Source organism: Halomonas eurihalina (assembly GCF_008274785.1).
Taxonomy (GTDB): Bacteria; Pseudomonadota; Gammaproteobacteria; order Pseudomonadales; family Halomonadaceae; genus Halomonas; species Halomonas eurihalina.
In genome coordinates, this window is sequence record NZ_VTPU01000002.1 from 216242 (window position 1) to 237907 (window position 21666).

Below are 21666 nucleotides of genomic sequence, written 5' to 3' on the forward strand. Positions count from 1 at the left end.
CGGGATTCACCATGACGCTGACACACGTACTCGGTTATCCGCGCATCGGCGCGGACCGCGAATTGAAGAAAGCCACCGAAGCCTACTGGAAGGGCGAACTCGATCGCCAGGCCCTCGAGGCCGAGGGGCGCGAGCTGCGCAAGCGTCATTGGGCGGCGCAGCGTGACGCCGGCCTCGATCTGGTGACCGTGGGCGACTTCGCCTTCTACGACCAGGTGCTCAACGTCTCGGTGCTGCTGGGGGCGGTGCCGGCGCGATTCGGCGCCGAGGGCGATCTGGCCCGGGGCGAGGTGGATCTGGACACGACTTTTCGCATGGCCCGGGGCCGAGCACCCAGCGGAGAGCCTGCCGCCGCCTGCGAGATGACCAAGTATTTCGATACCAACTATCACTACCTGGTCCCTGAGCTGCATGCCGGACAACGCTTCCGGCTGGCCAGTTCGCGACTGTTCGACGAGGTCGAGGAAGCGAAAGCCGAAGGTCATGCGGTCAAGGTGGCGCTGACCGGCCCGCTGACCTGGCTGTGGCTGGGCAAGGCGCGTGGCGACAATGCCGAGGATGTCGACCGTCTCGCGCTGCTCGATGGCGTACTGGAGGTGTATGGCCAGGTGCTCACCAGGCTGGCCGAGCAGGGCGTCGAGTGGGTGCAGCTCGACGAGCCCGCCCTGGTGCAGGATCTGCCCGCGGATTGGCGTCAGGCCTTCGAGCGCGCCTATCACCGCCTGCAGTCGGCGCCGGTGAAGCTGTTGCTGGCAACTTACTTCGGCGGCCTGGGAGACAACCTCTCGCTGGCCGTCGGTCTGCCGGTGGATGGCCTGCACCTCGATGCGGTCAGGGCGCCGGACCAGGTCGACACAGTGGTTGATCGACTGCTGCCCCACAAGGTGCTGTCGCTGGGCGTCATCGATGGCCGCAACATCTGGCGAGCCGATCTGGCAGCGCTGCGCGAGCGTCTGGCGCCGCTCAAGGCGCGTCTGGGTGAACGCCTCTGGGTGGCACCGAGCTGCTCGTTGCTGCATGTGCCGGTGGATCTGAGCGCCGAGACCGAGTTCGATGCCGAGCTCAAGAGCTGGCTGGCCTTCGCTAGGCAGAAGCTCGACGAGACGGTGGTGCTGGGTCGCGCCCTGAGCGGTCGCCTCACGGCCAGCGACGAGGCCTTCCTGGCCGATGCCGCCGCGGCGCTGGCCGCACGCCGCGAGTCGCCGCGCATCCATCGCCCGGCCGTGGCCCAGCGTCTATCAGCGGTGAGCCGCACCGACAGCGAGCGGGCGCATCCCTATGTCGAGCGGGCGCGTGCCCAGCGTCGGCACCTGGCGTTGCCGCTGTTTCCGACCACCACCATCGGCTCCTTCCCGCAGACCACCGAGATTCGCCAGACGCGCCGAGCCTACAAGCAGGGCGAGTTGTCCGCCGCCGACTATGAAGCGCGCATGCAGGACGAGATCGCCGAGGCGGTGTCTCGCCAGCAAGCCCAGGGCCTCGACATGCTGGTCCATGGCGAGGCCGAGCGTAACGACATGGTCGAGTACTTCGGCGAGCAGCTCGAGGGGTTTGCCTTCACTCGCTTCGGCTGGGTGCAGAGCTATGGTTCCCGTTGCGTCAAGCCGCCGGTGCTGTTCGGCGACGTGGTGCGCCCCGAGCCGATGACCGTGCGCTGGAGCCGCTATGCCCAGTCGCTGACCGACAAGCCGATGAAGGGCATGCTCACGGGCCCGGTGACCATCCTGCAGTGGTCCTTCGTGCGCGATGACCAGCCCCGCGAGACCACCTGCCGGCAGATTGCCCTGGCCCTGCGTGACGAAGTGGCCGACCTGGAAGCGGCGGGCATTCGCGCCATCCAGATCGACGAGCCGGCGCTGCGCGAGGGACTGCCGTTGCGCCAGGCCGAGTGGCAGGGCTATCTCGACTGGGCGGTGGACTGCTTCCGGTTGAGCGCCGCCGTGGCCGATGATGCCACCCAGATCCACACTCACATGTGCTATTCGGAGTTCAATGACATCATCGCGTCCATCGCCGCGCTGGATGCCGATGTCATCACCATCGAGACTTCGCGGTCCGACATGGAGCTGCTCGATGCCTTCCGCGATTTCGACTATCCCAACGAGATCGGGCCGGGCGTCTACGATATCCACTCGCCGAACATTCCCGAGGTCGACTGGATGGTGCAACTGATGGAGAAGGCGGCCGAGCGGATCCCCGTCGAGCGCCTCTGGGTCAACCCCGACTGTGGCCTCAAGACCCGCGGCTGGGCCGAGGTCGAACCGGCGCTGGCCAACATGGTCGAGGCCGCGCGGCGGCTGAGGCAGCGTCACGCCTGAGGGGCAGGGAAATGCATGGCAACGCGCCGCCGGGCGGGGCAAGTCATCCGGCGGCTGTTATCCTGTAGATTCGATGGACATCAACCCTACAAGGATATTTGCCAATGCCCCGTCTTCCCTCCGTTGCCTTGCGACATCTCGGTGCTTCCCTACTGGTTCTTGGCTTGGCCGGCTGTGCCACGTCCGCTCACGAGTCTGGCGTCGCACCGCCGGATTTCGGAGGCTCCGACGATGCGGCCAAGGCGCCCCTGCTGCCCTCGGCGCTGTTTCCCGGTGATGCCGAGCACTTCGTCGGCTGGCGCTGCACGCCGGACCAGGAACTGGTGACCGCCCATGACGAGGAGGAGCTTCGCCTGTGGTCGGCACATGGCGCCTATCGTCTGACGCCGTCCGTGGTGGCCAGCGGTACCCGTTATGAGCAGGGAGGCCTGAGCTTCTGGTCGAAGGGCGAGGGGGCTGTGGTCGAGAGTGACAGGGGGCGGCTGGAGTGCCAGCAGAACACTCGGCATCGCGTCCTGACCCGGGAGACGCATCCCGGCGTGATGTTCCGGGCCAACGGCAACGAGCCGGGGTGGAACATCGAGCTGGCCCATGACACGCCGCAGATCAAGATGATGCTGGACTATGGCGAGCGTGAAGTCACCCTGCCGTATCGCGTGACCTCGCTCGACAACGAGACGGGGCGGGTGACGCTGGCCAGTGGCCAGACGGCACGGCCTTTCGAACTACGCATTGAGGCACGAGCCTGTTTCGACGACATGAGCGGGCAGCCCTGGCCGGCCCGGGTGACTCTGACGTTGAATGATCGGGTGTATCGGGGGTGTGGGCAAGGCATCGCCCCTTAGATGTGGGGAAAGTATCTGCGCTCGGTTATACGGCGTTAAAAATCAGCTCAGAGTGCTCATTTACGTCTTGTAAACTCCGCCTCTTCGCTGATTTTTGCCCTGTCTAACCTTCGCTTCGCTCGCGACGTTTCGACATTCAGCACGAGACGCTTTGTTCGAATTTTTCGAAAGCTAGGTGCGGTTTTTCCCGCTTATCATCGACAAAAACGAACATATACTGGTGATCATTCTTCCATGCCTGCTGTATGAAGGAGATCACCATGACCACTCGCGTTCTCGTTCTGACGTCTTCCATCCTCGATGGCAATTCCCTGGCACTGGCCGAGCATTTCAAGGCTCAGCTTGCCGCGCGTGATGATGTTGCCATCACCACGCGCGACCTGATCGCCGATGAACTGCCCCACCTGGGGCTGCCGGAGCTTTCCAGCTGGCAAGTGCCGGCGGGCGAGCGCACGCCCGAGCAGCGTGAACTGGCGGCGCGTTCCGACGCCTTGATCGATGAGCTCCAGGCGCATGATGTTCTGGTGCTCGGGGTTCCGCTCTACAATCTGGGCATTCCGTCACAGATGAAGGCCTGGTTCGACCGCATCCTGCGGGCCGGCGTCACCTTCCGCTATACCGAGGATGGGCCCCTGGGCCTGCTCGAGGGCAAGCGGGCGATGATCCTCGCGGCGCGGGGCGGCCAGTATGCCGGCACCGAGCTCGACAGCCAGACGCCACATCTCAAGCACATGCTCGGCCTGATCGGTATCACCGAGGTCGATACCGTGTTTGCCGAGGGACTGGCCATGGGTGAAGAATTTCGTGAAGCGGCCATGGGCGAGGCGCGTCAGGCGATCGAGGGGTTAACAGAACGTCTCTGAGGTGCCTATCCCAATCCAGCACGTTCGGCGGGCGGTCTTTCGACCGCCCGCTTGTCGTTGAGACCAGGCTGTTGGCATTCGGCGGGCACCTCGACGATCCACTCCCGGGACACGAAGCGGCTGGTGCACAGCATGGGCTCCGGCGCCAGGATGCGACCCACGAGGTGGCGCATGGCGGAACGATCGTCACCGCCAGCCTCGGGTAATTGCCGTGTCGTCGCCAGGGGATGCCACTCAGCTTCCTGACGGCTGGCCAGGGCGTAACGGAAGGGGTGGAATCCAGGAAAACCGAGTCGCAGATCGGTGGCCACCAGGATGTCCTGCCCGTTGCGTTCCATGACCTCGTAGCGCAGATAGGGCCCGGCGAACCAGTCCAGCCGCTGACCGGCAGCGCTGGCCAGTGCTGCCGGTTCGAGCTCGGCGCCTCGCGAGAAGGTTTCCAGGCTCGGCGGATGACCGCCGTCGAAGACACCAACCAGCGCTTCATGGTAGGCACCATCGTCGATGATGGTGGCGCGCCACAGCAGGATGTTGAAAGGCGTCGGTTGCACCAGGCGTGGCGCTTCGCCGAGACCGCGTTCGGCCAGCACCGGTGCCAGACGCTGCTCGACCAGGGTCTTGGCGCCCAGCGAGGCGACCAGATAAGCGCAGGACAGGGCCAGTCCCCATGCCGGGGCACGGACGCCGTTGCCGGTGATCAGCGCCACGCCAATGCCAATCAGCAAGGGCAGGCTGTAGAGCGGGTCGATGATGAACACCAGCGGCGCGGCCACGGGAGGCGCGTCCAGGGGCCACCAGAGCTGGGTGCCGTAGGTGGTCAGGGCGTCGAGCAACGGGTGCGTCATCAAGCACAGCCCGAAGAAGGCCAGCCAGCGACCGAGGCCGATTTCACGCAGTGGTGTCAGCCGTCGGGCGAGCAGGGCCAGCGCCGTGGCCAGGCCGGCCAGGACGAACAGCGAATGGCTGAAGCCGCGGTGCTGCGTGACGTTGGCCACGGCATCGCCGTAGTCGATGACCACGTCCAGGTCCGGCAGGGTGCCCAGTACGGCTCCGAACAGCACGGCCCGGCGCCCCAGGTGCCGACCCAGCACGACGCCACCAATGGCGGCACCCAGTGCGGCTTGCGTCACGGAATCCATGGCGATCTCAGGTCTCGCGGGTCCAGGGTGGCGCAGCGGCGATGATGCGGCGTTGAACCGGGCAGTCGTCACGATGGGCGCCGGGCAGGTACCCCGTGCTCATCAGAAACTCACCGACGATCTCGGGGCCGGTGAAGCGGAAGGTACGCTTGAACAGCTTCACCCAGTCGGCGTGTGCCAGCGGATGGTGCCAGTCCAGCCAGGCATGGAAGCTGCCATACTCCTGGCGCAGTGTCTGAATCACGCCGGCGTTGTGGATCGCGGCGTCGACCTTGAGGCGGTTGCGAATGATGCCGGCGTCGCTCAGCAGGCGGGCCCGCTCCGCGTCACCGTAGGCAGCCACCCGGTCGATGACGAAGTCCTCGAAGGCCGTGCGGAAGGCGTTGCGCTTCTTAAGGACAGTGAGCCACGACAGGCCGGCTTGGTTGATTTCCAGTACCAGGCGCTCGAAGAGGGCGTCGTCGCTCTTTACCGGGAAGCCGTATTCGTGGTCATGATAAGGGCCGTGAAACGGATGGGCCGGTGCCAGGTCACAATAGTCGCTCATGGGGTATCGATCTCGTCGCGAGAGTGGCGGATCGATGACAGAATGCCCCTATTCGCTTCCACTGTGAACAAGGAGATTCTCATGCAATATCTGCACACCATGGTTCGGGTCGCCGATCTCGAGGCCTCACTGCATTTCTACTGCGACCTGCTGGGCCTCAAGGAAGTGCGCCGCAAGGAGAGCGAGAAGGGGCGTTTTACCCTGGTGTTTCTCGCGGCACCTTCCGATGAGGCACGCTCGACGGAACTCCAGGCTCCGGAACTCGAGCTGACCTACAACTGGGACCCTGAAACCTATACCGGCGGGCGCAACTTCGGCCACCTGGCCTATCGCGTCGATGATATCTACGCGCTGTGCCAGCACCTTCAGGACAATGGCGTGACCATCAATCGGCCGCCGCGCGACGGTCATATGGCCTTCGTGCGCAGCCCCGATGGGATCTCTGTCGAGCTTCTGCAAGCCGGCGAGGCCCAGGAGCCGCGGGAGCCCTGGGCGTCCATGGAGAATACCGGCACCTGGTGAGGTGTCGCACGGCATGGGCACGGAAATGCCACCGGCGGCTCGGCCTCAGTCGGGTCGCATGGCCATGCGACCGCTGCCGAGAAATACCAGGGCCAGGGCGCTGAACAGGAACATGCCCTGCAATTCCAGTGCCCAGCCGCCGCTGTCGCCGAGCTGGAAGAGTTCGCCCATGTGTACCAGGACGATGGCGACCAGCATATTGCCGGCTATCAGCAGTCCCGCCAGCCGAGTCTGCCAGCCGAGGATGGCCATTGCCGGGGCCAGCACCTCGCCGATCAGCACGCCATATGCCAGTGATGACGGGAGTCCTTGATTGGCCAGCAGGTTTTCGATCCACCCCAGAGTGCCGGGGTCGAGCAGCTTGGCGATACCGTGGAGCAGTATCAGCCCACCCACGGCGAGGCGCAGGATCAGTTTGCCGAGGGCGTCGTTGCGCAGGACGTCGAGCATGGTGTCTTCCTTCATCGAGTTCGCTGGTACCAGCATTGTTCTGAACTGCGTGCTGGGGCAAGCTGAGGCGTCCATGCGGGGGCTTTCCGACCCGCATTCCTCAATCGCAAGGAAGATAGCACGATGACCATCACGTTACGCCGTATCCTGATGATGACTGCCATTGCCGTGGGACTGGCCGGTTGTGCCAGCGAGCCGGGGACGGACATCGCTCCGGATGGCGAGGTTTCTGGACCGGTGGTGGGGCCGCGTTGGAATCTGCTACTGGTGGGAACCAGCGAGCGGCTCGACCTGTCGCCCACGCCGCATTTCCGGATCACGCCCGATGGGCGGGTCAGCGGTCATGACGGCTGCAATCAGTTCGGCGGCAGCGTCGAGCTTGGCGACAAGAATCGCATCGAATTTGGCGATCTGGCCTCTACCATGATGGCGTGTCCGAACATGGCCGATGCCAGACGTGTCACGGACATGCTCGATGAGGCTTACCGTTATTTGATCGACCACGACAGGCTGGTGTTCTTCGGTCCCGATCAGCGCGTACTGGGAGGTTTTCAGCGCGTCGATTGACCGGTAATCGGCTGGCACGAGCACCTCGGCCGCCCCGCGGCGGCCGAGCGTGAGAGCCCGGGAGCTCAGTAGAGCAGGGCGAACAGCTTGCGCCGATAAGCAACGGTCAGAGGGTGATCGGCTCCCAGGGCATCGAAGACGCGCAATAGCGTCTTGCGGGCGGCGTCGTCGCCATAGGTGCGATCTGAACGCATCAGCGCCAGCAGGCTCTCCAGGCCGGTTTCGTACTGGCCATCGGCGACCTGGCGCAGAGCGCGCTGATAGCGGGTTTCGCTATCGTCGCGATCTCCCAGAGCGGCGATCTCCTCGGCAGAGAGGGCTTCCTCACCGAACTCGATACTGGCGCGCACACCGCGTGCCGACGGGGCATCGCGTTCCTCCGGCGGCAAGGCCTCGAGCAGCTGCCGTGCCTGCTGCGGCTCGCCGTCGGCCACCAGAACGCGGGCCAACTCCACCTGATAGGCGGTATGGTCGGGCCATTGCTGGACCAGCTCTTCGTAGATGCGGCGGGCGGTGGCACTGTCACCGGCCTCGAGGGCGGCGGCGGCTTGCTCCTCCGGGCTCTGCTGCGCGCCCTCGGGTGCTTGGAAGTACTTGCCGAGCCATTCGCGGACTTGCTGTTCCGGCTGTGCCCCCTGGAGTTGGTCCACCAGGCCGCCCTGGCTGACGAGCTTGACGTCCGGTACCGACTGGACGCCCAGTTGCCCCGCGATGTCCGGGTTGTCGTCGATATTGAGCTTGCCGAGGATGAAGGCGCCGCCGTGCTCCCGGGTCAGCTTCTCCAGCACGGGTACCTGGTGCCTGCTGGGCTCCGACGAAGGCGCCCAGCAACACAGCAGCACGGGAACCTGCATGGAGGCCTCGAGCAACTGCTGGATATTGCTGCGGTCGACATCGATGATGATATCGGCGTCGGATGGCTGGCCCTGGGATGGGGCGGTGTTCTGCTCCGCGTCGCCGCTGGGAGTGAGCGGCTCGCCGGTGCGAGGATCGACGATCGGCATGGTGTTCAAGCCTTGAATGCGAGTGAGTTTGCCATGGAAGATGCGGGTGAAGCGCGAGGGATTCAAGGCCTGCGCCCAAGTCGCGAGGCTCGAACGGACTTCGGACCGCAGATTGCCGGAGGCCCGAAGAAAAAGCCGGCTCCCTGAGGGACCGGCCTTCTCGGTATTGGGTAGCGGGGACCGCTGAACTTGAAACAAGAGCGAACCGATGCCCCTCCTGAGGTAATGGGACGCCCAAAGAAAAAGCCGGCTCCCTGGGGAACCGGCTTTCCCGGTATTGGGTAGCGAGGACCGCTGACCTTGAAACAAGAGCGAACCGATGACCTTCCAGAGGTGATTGGATGCCCAAAGAAAAAGCCGGCTCCCTGAGGAACCGGCTTTCCCGGTATTGGGTGGCGGGGACCGCTGCCCTTGAAACAAGAGCGAACCGATGACCTTCCGGAGGCGATGGGACGTCCAAAGAAAAAGCCGGCTCCCTGGGGAACCGGCTTTCCCGGTATTGGGTAGCGAGGACCGCTGACCTTGAAACAAGAGCGAACCGATGACCTTCCGGAGGTGATGGGACGCCCAAAGAAAAAGCCGACTCCCTGAGGAACCGGCTTTCTCGATATTTGGTAGCGGGGACCGGATTTGAACCGATGACCTTCGGGTTATGAGCCCGACGAGCTACCAGACTGCTCCACCCCGCATCAACGTGGGACGTATTCTACACATCCTGAGCGCTGCGTCAACCACGGCTTTCGCAGATGATTCCGTTTGGGCAGCGTTGGTCCATACTCGAAAGAGTGTCACATGGATGTCCCGTACAGGAACGACACTTAATAGAGGCCTGGAGGATACTCCCAGGCATGGTGTGAACCGGAAAGGGAGAGCTGCCTTATGACAACAGAAACGACAGTCGCCTGGGTAACCGGAGGTACCGGGGGAATAGGTTCCGCCATCTGTCGCACCCTGGCCGATGCCGGGTACCAGGTGGTTGCCGGGTATCGCAACCCTGACAAGGCGAGGAACTGGCTCGAGACGCAGCGGGCCGATGGTTACACGAATATTGCGCTCTCTGGCGTCGACCTCTCCTGTTATGAGGATTGCGTGAAGGGAACCCAGGAAATCCGTGATGCGCATGGACCGATTGGTGTGCTGGTCAACTGTGCCGGCATCACCCGCGATGGCACCCTGAAGAGGATGACATCCGAGCAGTGGCACGAGGTCCTCGATACCAATCTCAACAGTGTGTTCAACACCTGTCGTAGCGTGATCGAGGAAATGCTCGAACACGGCTATGGCCGTATCATCAATATTTCGTCGATCAACGGCCGCAAGGGACAATTCGGGCAGGCCAACTATGCGGCGGCCAAGGCGGGCATGCATGGCCTGACCATGTCGCTGGCGCAGGAGACGGCGACCAAGGGCATCACCGTCAATACGGTGTCGCCGGGCTATATCGCCACCGACATGATCATGGATATCCCGGAAAAGGTCCGTGAGTCGATCCGCGAGTCGATCCCCATGAAACGCTTCGGTACGCCGGAAGAGATCGGTCGGCTGGTAGCCTTTCTGGCGGCCGAGGGGTCCGGTTTTATCACCGGGTCCAATATCGATATCAATGGCGGGCAGTTCATGGGCTGAGCGCTCGCGCTTTCCACGGCGCGTGCTGTCTTCAGGGAGGTGGAAGCTGGGTCAGGCTCTCCAGGCTGCGATCCAACTCGCCGACCTCCCGTTCCCACAAGGCCGGAGGGATCGGCCCGGTGGCGAGCAATTCGCACAGCACGCTGCGCAACTCTTCGACCCGTGAGGCTTCCTGTCCCAGATTGTCATTCAAGCGCTCGACCTGAATGGCCAGCCGCAAGGGGTCGTCCCGCTGGGCGACCTGTCCTCCAGCGAGCAGAGCCAGGTGGATGCGGACGCGCGCCAGGCGCTCTTCGACGTCCGCCTGGTCCGGCGGGAAATGCCGGGCCTCGTTGCGCCGCTTGTGGGCGCATTCCAGATCGTTCGATAGGGCAGGCTCTCCGGCATGCTGGACGTCCTGAGGCGTCTCGCCTCCCAGGCTGGCAGCGTCCGCGCGCAGGTGGGCGTCGAGCAGCGGGCGTACCCGGTGCCAGCGGTGGACCACTTCAGCCAGGGCAAGGCGTGCCAGGCGTTCACGTCGGGCGCGGATGATGCCCGACCAGCGCTTGCGCATGCCTTCACTGCGGCGCCCATGGGGCAGCGGCTCCAGCGCCAGGGCCTCGTTGATGGCGTCGTCGAGCTGTGAGGTGTCGTCACTGGCATTGGGGTGCCAGGCATCCAGTCGCTCGATCAAGGCCTGCATGGCCTCGAGCTTGGCCTTGTTGCTCTTGTCATGCTGCTGGCGAGCGGCATCCCGACTGGCAAAAATTTCGTCGCAGATGTGGCGGAAGTCGTGCCACAGGGCTTTCTCTTCGTGGCGGGGGGCGCGACCGAGGGCGCGCCAGCGTTTCTGCAGCGCCTTGGCGCTTTCTGCCCGCTGAACGGCGGTTTGTCCGCTCTCGCGTAGCTGGCGTGCCTCATCGATCAACTGGCGCTTGGCCTCGGCGACCTCGTTGGCACGGCGCTCGATCAGTGCCTGGAGTGCGTGGCGGATACGCCCGAAACGGCGACCGATGGGTTCTGCCTGGTCGCGGGGCACCGGTGAATGGCGTCGCCATTGCTGGCGAGCCCGGTCGCGAATTTCGCGCAGGGCGTCGGGGTCTGCCTGGTTCGAGGGTTGATCGAGCAGGGTTTCCAATTGTTCGCACAGTGCCTCCCGTGCTTCCAGGTTGCGCTGTCGCTGTGTCTGTTGCTGTTCGCGCCACGATTTCAGGCGCTCGTGGATGCGGTCGGAGACGGCGCGGAAGTGCCTGGCTTGTTCGCGGTTGGCGGCGGCATCGCCGAGGTCTTTCCACTCTTTGACGAGTCGGCGATGGCGGCGGTCCAGTTCCGCGTCGCTGAGGGTGCGGTCGTCGGCCAGGGCGGCAATCTCCTGGCAGAGCTGATCGCGCTTGGGGCCGGCGACGAAGCCTCGCCAATCGCGAAGTTCGGCGAGCCGGGCGCCCAGGCGCTTGAGTCGGCCGGCGTCGATGCGCTTGCCGGGAAGCTCGTCGGCCTGTTGGCGGAGTCGTTGATGGAGTCGGCTGGCGCCCTTGAAGGCACCGCTTTCCAGCAGGCGCTCGAGCCGCTCCAGGTCATCGTGGAAGCGCGCCAGGCGCGCCTCGAGGTTGTCGTCTGCCGGCGTTTCCTGGCGTTCGAGCTGGTCGTGGGCACGTTGCAGCAGCGGGGAGGGCGGCAGCTCGTCGGGCCAGCCACAGGCGTCGACCAGTGCGGCGAGGCGTTCGTCATCGCCATCGGTCAAGGCCTGCTGGATGTCGTCGGCGCGTTCGTCCAGGCGCACCCGGGCCTGGACGATACGGTCATAGCTGGCCAGTGCCGCATCATAGCGCTGGCGTAGGGCGTCGTCGGTGAGATGCTTTTCGGAGAGCGCTTGCCAGCGGCTGGCCATCAGTTGCTTCTGCGAGCGCAGGCTGGCGATGTCCTGATCGGCGAGTCGGTCGCCGTGGCGCAAGGCGTCGAGACTTTCCTCCAGGGCCTCGACCAGGGATTCACGGGCTTGGTCAGCATCCTCGCGCTGGCGCTCGGCGGCATCCTGAGCATGCTCGTGCGCGTCGTGGTCGCTGATGACCTTGCGGCAGCGCAGGCTGGCGTCCTGGTAGCGACGCTCCTGCTCGGCGTCAGGGGTGTCTTCCAGTTGTGTCCATTCGCGTACCAGGTGGCGAAAACGCCCGGCATAGAGGGGTTCCCAGGCACTGGCGGCGTGTGCCTCGAGCTTTTCCAGCAAGGCCTGGCGGTGCTCCCGGGCCGCCGCCAGGGAGGCGGCGTCGGCGCGTAACTGGTTGAGGCGTTCGCGTGCGCGGCGCATCACGTGTCGATCCCGGCGTGCCTCGTTGATCAGCCGTGTCAGCCCGGCCACGCTGGTGATGCGCTCGGCGGCGGCATGGCGAACCGCGGCGATACCGTTCTCGCAGGCTTGCCGAATCAGGGCCTCTTCGCTGTCGAGGCGTGCCAGTGCGGCAAGGCGCAATTGTTGGTTGTCGCCTTCCAGGGCGAGACGCTCGAGCATCGCCGGGTCGTCGAGGGTCTCGGTCAGGGCGATGCGTCGCCCCAGATCCTGGTGTCCCGCCCTGCCGGTGAGCAGCATGAGCAGGCGTTCGCGCCACTCTTCTGACGCACCCTGTTCGGCGTGCAGGGCCATGAGTCTGTCTGGGTCGTCGAGCCTTTCCAGGGCGGCTCGGCGCACGCCGCTATCCTCGTCGACGGCCAGGCACTCGAGCACCTGGCGCTGGTCGTCGCGCTCGGGGTCGAGCCGGAGACTGGCCTGGCGGCGGATGTCGGGATCCGGGTGTCGCCAGCGGGGGGCGAAGAGTCGGCGTAGCAGTCCTGGCATGATATTCCCGGTGAGGTCGTGGCAGGGGGCACGAGTCAGGTGAACGGCGTTTAGAGCGATATCAACCCATCGGGTATCTAAGCACGCGTCGGCGCGGTAGAAAAGGGCGTTGAGCATGAGTGTTGCTGTTATGAGACACTGACAAAAAGGGGTCGCTGGCCTTATGATCAGTTGCAGGGTCCGGGGCTCTCGCTTAGCTTGGGAGCTGTATCCCGACCATCATCCGACGTGGAGTTCGGCAATGAGTCTCAAAGTGGAAAGAGACGGCATGGCATTCACCTTCAAGGGCGGCATGTTGCCGATGACGGTCATGGAACTGGCCAGTGCCGATCCCGAGCACATTCGTGAGCAACTTGCCGGCAAGCTCAGTCAGTCTCCGGCCTTCTTTCATCATACCCCGGTGGTGCTCAACGTCGAGCACCTCGATGAGCCGCATCTGGCGCTTGAGCGGATCTGTGCGGTATGCCGCGCTCACAAGCTACTGCCGGTGGCCGTGCGTGGTGGCCCCGATCCGGTCAAGCAGTCGGCCTGGGCGTTGGGCCTTGGCTGGTTCCCGCCACAGGAGGCCGCTCGGCCGCGTTCTCTGGAGAGCGTGTCGGTAAATGAGGCGTCTGAGGAGGACATGTTGCCGTTGATGGGCGATGAGCCCGTGGCCGATGAAATGGCGGGAGGGCGCATCTTCCGGGGCACCGTGCGTTCGGGCCAGCAGATAACCTCTCCCGAGGGCGATCTTGTCGTCGTTGGTGCGGTCAATGCCGGTGCCGAGGTGTTGGCCGGCGGTAGCGTGCATGTCTATGGGCCGCTGCGTGGCCGCGCTCTGGCCGGTATCCATGGCAATACCCAGGCGGGCATCTTCTGCCGCGAGCTGCGAGCAGAGCTGCTTTCCGTGGCCGGCAATTACAAGCGTCTCGAGGATATCGATCCACGCTTGCTGGGCACCGCCATACAGGTGCGCTTGAGTGAGGCGCAACTGAGTATTACGCCGTTGGACTGACGGCCACACAACGACGATTCGGTGGCGCGTGCCGTCGCCCTTTCTCCCAACATGACAACAGGATGTGACACTTGGCAAAGATCATCGTTGTGACCTCCGGCAAGGGTGGGGTCGGCAAGACAACCAGTGCAGCCGCCGTCGCCACAGGCCTGGCCTTGCGTGGCCAGAAGACCGTAGTGATCGACTTCGACGTGGGGCTGCGTAATCTTGATCTGGTCATGGGCTGCGAACGTCGCGTGGTCTATGACCTGGTCAATGTCATTCAAGGCGAGGCGGGGCTGAATCAGGCTCTGATCCGTGACAAGCGGATCGACAACCTGCACATCATGCCGGCCTCCCAGACGCGGGACAAGGACGCGCTGACCCTGGAGGGCGTTGATCAGGTGCTCGAGAGCCTGAGCAAGGATTTCGATTATATCATCTGTGATTCGCCCGCCGGCATTGAGCGCGGAGCGCAGCTGGCCATGTACTTCGCCGACGAGGCGATCGTGGTCACCAACCCCGAGGTATCATCGGTGCGCGACTCCGACCGCATCCTCGGCCTGCTGTCCTCCAAGACTCGTCGCGCCGAGCGTGGAGACGACCCGATCAAGGAACATCTGCTGATCACCCGCTATAATCCGAATCGTGTAGATCGGGGGGATATGCTCAATCTCGAGGACATTCGCGAAATCCTGTCCATCAATCTGGTGGGTTTGATTCCGGAGTCCGAAGCGGTGCTGCGGGCTTCCAACCAGGGCGTTCCGGTCACCCACGACGAGAGCAGCGACGCCGGCCAGGCCTACGCCGACACGGTTTCTCGGCTGCTGGGCGAGGAGGTACCCTTGCGTTTCCACGAGTACCAGAAGAAGAGTTTGTTGAGCCGCATGTTCGGAGGAGGCCGCCGGTGAAGCTACTCGATTTCCTGAAGCGCGAGCGCAAGCAGTCTGCCTCCGTCGCCAAGGAGCGGCTGCAGATCATCGTTGCCCATCAGCGCAGCCAGCGCGGGCAACCGGATTACATGCCGATGCTCGAGAAGGAACTGCTGGAAGTGATCCGCCGTTATGTCCAGATCGAGGATGATGCCATCAATATCAGCCTGGACAGCGAGGACAACTGTTCCGTACTGGAGCTGAACGTCACGCTTCCCAGGGCGTGAGATTGGCGGCTGAGCCGTCGGCGGGGCTGTGCTAGGCTGGGGACTTCATGTCCCAGCCCGCTCGGAGTGCATCGCCCATGGCGCAGAAGAAAGCCGCCCCGCTGACCTTCCTGTGGCACGATTACGAGACGTTCGGGGCCGACCCGCGTCGTGATCGGCCGTCGCAGTTCGCCGCCATTCGCACGGATGCCGATTTCAATGAAATCGGCGAGCCCATCGAGCTGTTCTGCAAGCCCGCCGATGATTACTTGCCGCATCCCCAGGCCTGTCTGATCACCGGCATCACGCCGCAGCAGGCCAAGCGGCGTGGTCTTCCCGAAGCGGAATTCGCCGGGCGCATCCAGGCCGCGATGAGCGAGCCGGGCACTTGTGCATTGGGTTACAACAGCCTGCGCTTCGATGATGAAGTGGGTCGCCATCTCTTTTACCGCAACCTGATCGATCCCTATGCCCGGGAGTGGCAGAACGGCAATTCCCGCTGGGACTTGATCGATGTGGTGCGCGCCTTTCACGCCCTGCGCCCGGATGGCATCGCCTGGCCGACCCGTGACGACGGCACGCCGAGTTTCAAGCTCGAGGATCTGACTGCCGCCAACGGCATCGAGCATGCGGGAGCGCACGACGCCCTGGCCGATGTGCGGGCGACCATCGAGTTGGCGCGGCTACTGCGTTGCAGCAACGCCAATCTGTTCGATCATCTGCTGAGCATGCGCGGCAAGCGTGCCGTGGGCCGGGCCATCGATGTCCCGTCGCGTAAGCCGGTCCTGCACATTTCGCGCCGCTACCCGGCGAGCCGGGGGTGCAGTGCCCTGGTAATGCCGTTGGCGGAGCATCCCACCAATCCCAACGGGGTCATCGTCTACGACCTCGCGATGGACCCGGAGCCCCTGTTGTCGCTGGATGCGCAGCAGATCCGCGATCGGGTCTTCGTCAGCAACGATGACCTGGCCGAGGGAGAGTCGCGCATTCCGCTCAAGGTCATCCATCTCAATAAGTGCCCGGTGATCCTGCCGGCCAATGCGCTCAAGGATGCCAGTGGCCCGCATCGGGGCGAGTATGGCGAGATCGTCGAGCGCCTGGGTGTGGACGTAGCGTCCTGTCGCCATCACTGGAAGGTGCTGGCGGCGACTCCGGATGTGTCGGCGCGGGTGGCAGAGGTGTTTGCGGGGCCGCCGCCCGAGCCACCCCACGATCCTGATCTGATGCTCTATTCTGGCGGCTTCTTCTCGCCTTCCGACCGCCAGCAGATGCAGCGGGTGCGCGACAGCGACCCCTGGGATCTGGTCGGGGCCAGCTTCGCCTTCCAGGACCCGCGGCTCGAGGAAATGCTGTTCCGCTACCGGGCCCGCAGCTATCCAGACACCCTGAGCGGCGAGGAGATGGCGCGCTGGGAGTCATTCCGTTGGGAACGCATGAACGATCCGGCGGTTGCCGGCTTCACACTGTCCGAATTCGCTCGGGAGATCGAGCGGCTCAACCAGGTGTCCCTGGCGGATCGGGAGCGTCAGATCCTTGAGGAACTGGTGATGCATGTGGAGGCGATCATGCCGGCCCAGGCGTTCGGTTGAGCGACGACGGCCTGGGGCTGATGGGTAGCCTCAATACGACATCGCCCGGCTTGTGCCGGGCGATGTCGTATTGGAAACACTGATTTATTGCGGCGCTTGAAATTCAGAACGCCGGCGGTACTCAACATCCTCATTTACCACCATGTAAACGGCGGTGCTTCCGTTCCGGCGGCGCCCAGCCTTTCATCGCTCGCTACATAAATCATCGCATCCTTAATCAGCGCTTCCTTGTGGCACGTTATTTCAGTGTGCCTGTTTCGGCAGAGGTGTCAGGTCCGCCTTGAGAGACAGCACGTCGCTGGGGCTGTCGCCCGGGTCGTGGGTGATGTTGAGCGCGGGCCCCTGTGACAGGTCGCGCCAGGTGTTGCGCAGTGCTTCGGGCGTGACGTCCATCACGCGTTCGGCCAGCCGCTTGCGGTGGTCGAAGTCAGTGTCCTCGAGGGCGAGCGCCTGCCACAGGCGATTGGTGCGGCCGGGCAGGCTGGTGTCGCGCTGCAGCAGGTCGTCGCGCACGGCCTGTCGATAGGCGGCGAGGTCGCTGTCCTGCACATCGTCGAGGCGCTTGCCGAAGTCGTCAATGAAGGCATCGATCCGGGTCTGGATGGTCTGGCTGTCGGTGTCCGGCGATTGCACCAGGAAGGTGATGCCGGGGGCATCGAGCAGCGGGCGATAACCGGCGTTGACCACATAACCTAGCTGTTGCTCGGTACGCAGTTGCTGGTAGAAAGGCGTCTCGAGGAGACGGCCCAGCACCGACAGCCTAGCCTGGGTGGCCAGGGCGCGGTCGTTGCCCTGCAGGTAGCGCATGACCAGTGACTCGTCCCGCTTGGTATCGGGAATCAGGGCGGGGAGATCGTCGCTGGCGCGCAGCGTCACCAGTTCGGGAATCGCCTCGTGGGACAGCGCCGGGGCCAGTTTGTCGGCGACATGATGGGCGAGCTGTTCTGCCTGCTCGGTGCCCAGGTCGCCGATGGCCATGGACTCGAGATGCAGGTCGGCGAGGAAGGTCTCGCGGAAATCGCGCAAGGCCTGGGTGTCCAGGTCTTCGCTGGCCTCGAGCAGCGCGTCGGGAGACCACTGCGGGTTGATCAGGGCTTCGGTCAGGGTGCGCCCGGCCTGGCGATAGAGATCGTCCTGGGGCGCGTTGCGCCAGTCGCGCCGCAGGCGTTCGCGGACGCGCTCGACGCTGTCGGCTTCGATCTTGCCGTGTTGAAGCTGCTCGAGGACGCGCTCGACTAGACGATCCTGACGATCCCGCCAACCGGAGAACGACAGGGTGATGCCTCGGGCATGGGCATAGGCGTCGAAACCATGGCCGGCCAGTCGCGCCGGATAGAGTGGCTCATTGAGGCTGTCCTGCAGCCAGCCGGCGAGCAGGCGCGACAGTGCCGCCTTGCGGGCATCATGGCTGGCCTCGGGGTTCTGAAGACTGAAGCGCCACTCGACCTTGGGCGTGTCGAAGCTGGCGTCGCGCATGTGCCAGAACTCGAAGCCCGGTTCGTCGAGTCGCTTCTGCGGTATCTCGTCCTGCTGGCCGAGCAGTTCGAGATTCTCGGCGATGTAGGGGTTGGGCTCGGGCAGCGACAGGCCGGCCAGGGGCTGGGTATCGTCGTCATCGAGGGCGACCGGCGACCAGGGGGTGTCGAACCAGGGGGAGGTGCGTTCGCTCTCCACCTCGGGGCCGCTGTAGAGCCTCAGCATGTTGTCCGGTCGCAGTGCCGACAGCCAGGTGTCGATGCGCGAGGCGTCGAAGCCATCTATGCGGTAGGGCGCATAGTTGACGTCCTCGACGGGATAGCGGGAAAGGTTCATCGACAGGCGCATGGCATCGTTCAGTGCGGAACCGTGCTGCTGGAAGCGGAAGGCCTGCTCGGCGAGCTTGGCCTGCTCGTCGTAGCGCCATGCCTCGACACCGCCGTCGCGAATGGCGCGGATGGCGGCGAACAGGCTGGCCTGGATGCGCGACAGATGTTCGGTGCCTTCCGGCGTCAGGCTGATATCCACCTGGAAGAGGGCGTGCTGGCCATCGCCGCGAGCCACGCCGGCGGAGAGGCCGTCGGCCCAGCCGGCCTTGCGCAATACGGCGAGCAAGCTGCCGTCGCCCTCATGACCGAGGAGGCTGGCCAGATAGCTGGCCGGTTTGTGGCGATAATCGGTGATCGGGTCGGGAACCGGGAAGTAGAAGCTTACCTGGCGGCTGTCCCGCAGCGACTTGAGCTTGGCGGCAGCGGGCAGGCGCGACTCGTCGGCCAGCGGCGCTTCGATGGTCGGGCGCGATAGGCCGTGGTCCGGCACGTCTGTGAAGTTGTCGCGCACCAGTGATTCCAGCTCGTCCAGTGGCTGTGGCGCCACGATGGAGAGGTGCATGACATTGGCATCGTAATGGTCGGCGTAGAAGCGTTGGATGCGCTCGCGCAGGCCGGGCTCGCCCTCGGGCCTGTCGGCCAGGGTCTCGAGGCTGCCCACCGAGAAGCCGGTGGTGGGATTCTCCGGATTGAGCAGTTGGTCCAGCACATCGTTGCGCCGTCGCCCTTCGCTGCGCTTGCGGGCGATGTATTCCGAATGGACCACCTTGCGCTCGTTCTCCAGCCGGTCGGCATTGAACAGCGGGTTGACGAAGAAGCGACTGAAGCGATCCAGGGCGCCGGATAGGGCGTCGGGCTCGATGGAGAAGAAGTAGTTGGTGTCCTGGGAGGCGGTGAAGGCGTTGTGCTGGCCGCCGTGGCGTGTCAGGTAGCTCTGGTAGGCATCGGCCTCCGGGTAGCTTTCGGTGCCCAGGAACAGCATGTGTTCGAGGTAATGGGCCAGCCCGGGCAGGTCGTCGGGGTCCTGGGCACTGCCCACGTCCACGTTCAGCGAGGCGGCAGCCTTGTCGGCCTCGCTGTCGCTGACCAGCAGGGCGGTGAGTCCGTTGTCCAGGGTCAGGACGCGATAGTCGCGGTCGTCGTGGGGGCTGACTCGGGGTGTCATGGCCTGCTCGGCTTCGTGGGTGGCCTGCTGGGCGATGCTGGCACCGGGCAGCAGCATGGCCAGCGTCAGTGACGCGGCCAGGCATGGGCGTGATAGACGGATCATCGTGTCTCCTGTTCGGATGTCCTGCGTAGCATGGGGCCGATGGGATAGGCGCAGGAGGCTTCCTGGTTGCCGGGATCATTCACCCCTCTTGATACAGGAAAAGCGCCCAACAGTTCCTCCGGGGCGGATGTCAGTTGCTGGCGGGCGTCGGCGGTCGGCGTCTGTGGGTCGAGCCAGCGGATCGCGTCGTTGGCGTCGATCACCGCCGGTAGCCTGTCGCTCAGCGGGGCGAGCAGGGCAGGGCTGGGTACCGTGATCAGTGCCAGCGAATCGTTGTATTCGGTGAGGGTGGTATGGAAACGGCACCAGAGGCCGGCCAGCAGCAGGGGGCCGCGATCGATCCGGGTGACCAGATAGGGCTGCTTGGCTCGGGGCATGGGCCGCCAGACGTAGACGCCGCCGACCGGTACCAGGCAACGACGAGCCGCGAAGGCGTCGCGAAACATGGCGCGGGATTCCAGCGACTCTGCCCGTGCGCAGTGGGGCGCGTGGTCGAGTACCTTGAGCCAGGGTGGTGTTAGCCCCCAGAAAGCCCGGCTCAATCGTGGCCGCCCCGCCTCCAGGCGGATCAGGGGCAGGGGTTGCCGAGGCGCGAGATTGGTGCCCGTGAGTGGTACTTCGTCTGCCACCAGTTCCGGCAGCAGGCGATCGAGGGCGAAAGGCGGAATGTAGAGTCGGCCGGCCATGAGACCTCCGGGATGTGGTGCATCAGGGTAACCAAGACACCGAGGCGAGAAAAGCGACTGTGATCGCCGGACTTGCGTTGCTCCACAGGAACGATATGCTATCGGAAACAGTGTTCGCTTCCAGGCGTGCTCGATTCCGTATGGCTGGCGCGCTCCACTGTTCTTTCCATACCCCGCGAGGAAGCCGATGGCTCGACCCAGACAGCATGCCCCCGAGACGCTTCATGCCCAGGTCATGGCAGCCTGTGACGCCTGGCTGCAGGAGCGCCCGGTACACACGCTGTCGTTGCGCTCCCTGGCCCGTGAGATCGGCTGCGCGCCGAGCACGCTGCTCAAGCTCTACGGCAGCTTCAACAACCTCCTGCAGCACGTCAATATCGAATCGCTGGGCCGTTTGCGCGTCGCTATCGACCCGCTGCTCAGCGATGGTACGCCGGAGCAGCGTCTCAAGGCGCTGGCGCTGGCCTACTGGGAGTTTGCGCGCCGTGATCCCTACCGTTGGCAACTGCTGTTCGATTATCCCCTGGCTCAGGAAGGGGAGCTGGATCGTCGCCAGAGCGACATGATCGAAGCCCTGTTCCTGCGTGTGGAGAATACTCTGAAGGAGCATCAGCCGGCGCTGGACGACATGCAGGCGCGTCGCCTGGGGCGCACGCTGTGGGGCAGTGTGCATGGTCTGGTGCAGCTCGGGCTCAATGAACGCTTGGGCTATTGGCAGAGCGAGCCGCTGGAAGTCGAGGAGCTCCTCAATCAGTTGTCGACCACCATGCTGGCTGGCCTGAAGACGCCACCCGAAGCGCCGTGACGCCTCTGACGACATGGGGCGCGCCGCTGCTGGCACTGGCGGCGCTGCTCTGGTGGATAGCCCGCTCGCCGCGCACCCTGATCCGGCGGATGGTGTTCATGACGGTGCACCTGATGTATCGCATGCGCTTCCAGGGACGCCGCCATATTCCGGCTCATGGCCCTGCTCTGGTCGTCTGCAATCATGTCGGCTTCGTGGATGCCCTGGTGATCGGCGGAGCCAGTCCGCGTCCGCTGCGTTTCATGATGGATCGCCCCATCTATGAATCCCGGTGGTTGAACTGGCTGTTCCGCTTGGTGGGTGCGATCCCCGTCGATTCCGATCGTCGCGACCCGGGCGGCTTGCGACGCGCTCTCGAACAGGTCAGTCAGGCTCTGCGTGATGGCGAGGTGGTGATGCTGTTCCCCGAAGGGCGTCTGACCCCCGACGGCGAGGTTCAGCCCTTTCGGCGCGGTCTGGAATTGATTCTGGCCAGGGATGCGGTGCCCGTGGTGCCGGCCGGCCTGGCCGGTCTGTGGGGCTCCTGGACATCGCATTGCAACGGTCCGGCATTGAGCAAGTTCCCGCGCCGCTTCCGGGCACGGGTCGCGCTGTATTTCGGGGAGCCGGTACCGCCCGAGGAGGCTGAGCGCGGCCGCATCGAGACCCGGGTGCGAGCCCTCAAGGCTGAGGCGGATGCCTGGGTGGAGAGCGGTCGACGCGTCTAGGTA

Annotated in this window: 19 protein-coding genes and 1 tRNA gene; 12 read left to right on the plus strand and 8 right to left on the minus strand. The window is 64.5% G+C overall.

Annotated features, from left to right (window positions below):
• Window positions 1-11 precede the first annotated feature (11 nt).
• The 3 genes from metE (at window position 12) to FZZ93_RS03950 (ending at window position 4026) form a co-directional block, all read left to right on the plus strand.
• Window positions 12-2318, plus strand: a complete 2307-nt coding sequence (gene metE / locus FZZ93_RS03940) for a 5-methyltetrahydropteroyltriglutamate--homocysteine S-methyltransferase (protein WP_149321022.1) — start codon at window positions 12-14, stop codon at window positions 2316-2318.
• Window positions 2319-2422: 104 nt separating this feature from the next.
• The gene (locus tag FZZ93_RS03945; RefSeq protein ID WP_149321023.1) at window positions 2423-3163 is read left to right on the plus strand and encodes a COG3650 family protein; all 741 of its coding nucleotides are present in this window, start codon (window positions 2423-2425) and stop codon (window positions 3161-3163) included.
• 260 nt (window positions 3164-3423) lie between these two features.
• Window positions 3424-4026 (plus strand): FMN-dependent NADH-azoreductase, encoded by a 603-nt coding sequence (locus FZZ93_RS03950; protein ID WP_149321024.1) that lies wholly within the window; start codon window positions 3424-3426, stop codon window positions 4024-4026.
• A gap of 5 nt (window positions 4027-4031) precedes the next feature.
• Here FZZ93_RS03950 and FZZ93_RS03955 read toward each other — a convergent pair whose 3' ends face one another.
• Both FZZ93_RS03955 and FZZ93_RS03960 read right to left on the minus strand, forming a co-directional pair.
• On the minus strand, window positions 4032-5165 hold the full coding sequence (locus tag FZZ93_RS03955; protein ID WP_149321025.1) for a metal-dependent hydrolase: 1134 nt from the start codon (window positions 5163-5165) through the stop codon (window positions 4032-4034).
• A 7-nt stretch (window positions 5166-5172) separates the two neighbouring features.
• The gene (locus FZZ93_RS03960) at window positions 5173-5712 is read right to left on the minus strand and encodes a DNA-3-methyladenine glycosylase I (RefSeq protein WP_149321026.1); all 540 of its coding nucleotides are present in this window, start codon (window positions 5710-5712) and stop codon (window positions 5173-5175) included.
• A gap of 81 nt (window positions 5713-5793) precedes the next feature.
• Here FZZ93_RS03960 and FZZ93_RS03965 point away from each other — a divergent pair, with 81 nt between their 5' ends.
• Entirely contained in the window at window positions 5794-6234 is a 441-nt protein-coding gene (locus FZZ93_RS03965; RefSeq protein WP_149321027.1) for a VOC family protein, read from the plus strand.
• Between the two features lie 45 nt (window positions 6235-6279).
• Here FZZ93_RS03965 and FZZ93_RS03970 read toward each other — a convergent pair whose 3' ends face one another.
• Window positions 6280-6684, minus strand: coding sequence for a DoxX family protein (locus tag FZZ93_RS03970; protein WP_149321028.1), 405 nt, complete (start codon window positions 6682-6684; stop codon window positions 6280-6282).
• A 123-nt stretch (window positions 6685-6807) separates the two neighbouring features.
• On the opposite strand from FZZ93_RS03970, the gene FZZ93_RS03975 reads away from it, so the two are divergent.
• The gene (locus FZZ93_RS03975; protein WP_149321029.1) at window positions 6808-7251 is read left to right on the plus strand and encodes an META domain-containing protein; all 444 of its coding nucleotides are present in this window, start codon (window positions 6808-6810) and stop codon (window positions 7249-7251) included.
• 65 nt (window positions 7252-7316) lie between these two features.
• On the opposite strand, the gene FZZ93_RS03980 is transcribed toward FZZ93_RS03975, so the two are convergent.
• Window positions 7317-8255: a tetratricopeptide repeat protein gene (locus tag FZZ93_RS03980; protein WP_149321059.1), complete on the minus strand. Its 939-nt coding sequence runs from the start codon at window positions 8253-8255 to the stop codon at window positions 7317-7319.
• A gap of 612 nt (window positions 8256-8867) precedes the next feature.
• Window positions 8868-8944, minus strand: a tRNA-Met gene (locus tag FZZ93_RS03985).
• 190 nt (window positions 8945-9134) lie between these two features.
• Here FZZ93_RS03985 and phbB point away from each other — a divergent pair.
• Entirely contained in the window at window positions 9135-9881 is a 747-nt protein-coding gene (gene phbB / locus FZZ93_RS03990; protein ID WP_149321030.1) for an acetoacetyl-CoA reductase, read from the plus strand.
• Between the two features lie 31 nt (window positions 9882-9912).
• Here the strand turns inward: phbB and FZZ93_RS03995 are convergent, their stop codons facing one another.
• A complete protein-coding gene (locus tag FZZ93_RS03995; protein WP_149321031.1) occupies window positions 9913-12690 on the minus strand; it encodes a DUF349 domain-containing protein in 2778 nt (925 codons plus the stop codon).
• A 241-nt stretch (window positions 12691-12931) separates the two neighbouring features.
• On the opposite strand from FZZ93_RS03995, the gene minC reads away from it, so the two are divergent.
• The 4 genes from minC to sbcB all read left to right on the plus strand — a co-directional run bounded on the left by minC (window position 12932) and on the right by sbcB (window position 16390).
• The gene (gene minC / locus FZZ93_RS04000; RefSeq protein WP_149321032.1) at window positions 12932-13684 is read left to right on the plus strand and encodes a septum site-determining protein MinC; all 753 of its coding nucleotides are present in this window, start codon (window positions 12932-12934) and stop codon (window positions 13682-13684) included.
• 71 nt (window positions 13685-13755) lie between these two features.
• The gene (gene minD / locus FZZ93_RS04005) at window positions 13756-14574 is read left to right on the plus strand and encodes a septum site-determining protein MinD (protein ID WP_149321033.1); all 819 of its coding nucleotides are present in this window, start codon (window positions 13756-13758) and stop codon (window positions 14572-14574) included.
• Window positions 14571-14822 (plus strand): cell division topological specificity factor MinE, encoded by a 252-nt coding sequence (gene minE / locus FZZ93_RS04010; protein ID WP_149321034.1) that lies wholly within the window; start codon window positions 14571-14573, stop codon window positions 14820-14822. Before minD ends, minE begins: the two co-directional genes overlap by 4 nt.
• A gap of 77 nt (window positions 14823-14899) precedes the next feature.
• A complete protein-coding gene (sbcB, locus tag FZZ93_RS04015; RefSeq protein ID WP_149321035.1) occupies window positions 14900-16390 on the plus strand; it encodes an exodeoxyribonuclease I in 1491 nt (496 codons plus the stop codon).
• Between the two features lie 243 nt (window positions 16391-16633).
• Here sbcB and FZZ93_RS04020 read toward each other — a convergent pair whose 3' ends face one another.
• On the minus strand, window positions 16634-19465 hold the full coding sequence (locus FZZ93_RS04020; RefSeq protein ID WP_149321036.1) for an insulinase family protein: 2832 nt from the start codon (window positions 19463-19465) through the stop codon (window positions 16634-16636).
• Complete coding sequence (locus FZZ93_RS04025; RefSeq protein WP_149321037.1) at window positions 19462-20151, minus strand: SOS response-associated peptidase; 690 nt, start codon at window positions 20149-20151, stop codon at window positions 19462-19464. Before FZZ93_RS04025 ends, FZZ93_RS04020 begins: the two co-directional genes overlap by 4 nt.
• Before the next feature lie 187 nt (window positions 20152-20338).
• On the opposite strand from FZZ93_RS04025, the gene FZZ93_RS04030 reads away from it, so the two are divergent.
• Together FZZ93_RS04030 and FZZ93_RS04035 are read left to right on the plus strand one after the other, a co-directional pair.
• Window positions 20339-20956 carry a TetR/AcrR family transcriptional regulator gene (locus FZZ93_RS04030; RefSeq protein WP_149321038.1) on the plus strand — a complete coding sequence of 206 codons (618 nt, stop codon included), beginning with the start codon at window positions 20339-20341 and terminating at the stop codon, window positions 20954-20956.
• A gap of 89 nt (window positions 20957-21045) precedes the next feature.
• The gene (locus tag FZZ93_RS04035; RefSeq protein WP_149321060.1) at window positions 21046-21663 is read left to right on the plus strand and encodes a 1-acyl-sn-glycerol-3-phosphate acyltransferase; all 618 of its coding nucleotides are present in this window, start codon (window positions 21046-21048) and stop codon (window positions 21661-21663) included.
• Window positions 21664-21666: the final 3 nt, after the last annotated feature.

Excerpts from the sequence above, each read along its gene's own strand:
- metE (WP_149321022.1), top strand. The coding sequence starts at position 12 with ATGACGCTGACACACGTACTCGGTTATCCGCGCATCGGCGCGGACCGC.
- FZZ93_RS03945 (WP_149321023.1), top strand. The coding sequence starts at position 2,423 with ATGCCCCGTCTTCCCTCCGTTGCCTTGCGACATCTCGGTGCTTCCCTA.
- FZZ93_RS03950 (WP_149321024.1), top strand. The coding sequence starts at position 3,424 with ATGACCACTCGCGTTCTCGTTCTGACGTCTTCCATCCTCGATGGCAAT.
- FZZ93_RS03955 (WP_149321025.1), bottom strand. The coding sequence starts at position 5,165 with ATGGATTCCGTGACGCAAGCCGCACTGGGTGCCGCCATTGGTGGCGTC.
- FZZ93_RS03960 (WP_149321026.1), bottom strand. The coding sequence starts at position 5,712 with ATGAGCGACTATTGTGACCTGGCACCGGCCCATCCGTTTCACGGCCCT.
- FZZ93_RS03965 (WP_149321027.1), top strand. The coding sequence starts at position 5,794 with ATGCAATATCTGCACACCATGGTTCGGGTCGCCGATCTCGAGGCCTCA.
- FZZ93_RS03970 (WP_149321028.1), bottom strand. The coding sequence starts at position 6,684 with ATGCTCGACGTCCTGCGCAACGACGCCCTCGGCAAACTGATCCTGCGC.
- FZZ93_RS03975 (WP_149321029.1), top strand. The coding sequence starts at position 6,808 with ATGACCATCACGTTACGCCGTATCCTGATGATGACTGCCATTGCCGTG.
- FZZ93_RS03980 (WP_149321059.1), bottom strand. The coding sequence starts at position 8,255 with ATGCCGATCGTCGATCCTCGCACCGGCGAGCCGCTCACTCCCAGCGGC.
- phbB (WP_149321030.1), top strand. The coding sequence starts at position 9,135 with ATGACAACAGAAACGACAGTCGCCTGGGTAACCGGAGGTACCGGGGGA.
- FZZ93_RS03995 (WP_149321031.1), bottom strand. The coding sequence starts at position 12,690 with ATGCCAGGACTGCTACGCCGACTCTTCGCCCCCCGCTGGCGACACCCG.
- minC (WP_149321032.1), top strand. The coding sequence starts at position 12,932 with ATGAGTCTCAAAGTGGAAAGAGACGGCATGGCATTCACCTTCAAGGGC.
- sbcB (WP_149321035.1), top strand. The coding sequence starts at position 14,900 with ATGGCGCAGAAGAAAGCCGCCCCGCTGACCTTCCTGTGGCACGATTAC.
- FZZ93_RS04020 (WP_149321036.1), bottom strand. The coding sequence starts at position 19,465 with ATGATCCGTCTATCACGCCCATGCCTGGCCGCGTCACTGACGCTGGCC.
- FZZ93_RS04025 (WP_149321037.1), bottom strand. The coding sequence starts at position 20,151 with ATGGCCGGCCGACTCTACATTCCGCCTTTCGCCCTCGATCGCCTGCTG.
- FZZ93_RS04030 (WP_149321038.1), top strand. The coding sequence starts at position 20,339 with ATGGCTCGACCCAGACAGCATGCCCCCGAGACGCTTCATGCCCAGGTC.
- FZZ93_RS04035 (WP_149321060.1), top strand. The coding sequence starts at position 21,046 with ATGGTGTTCATGACGGTGCACCTGATGTATCGCATGCGCTTCCAGGGA.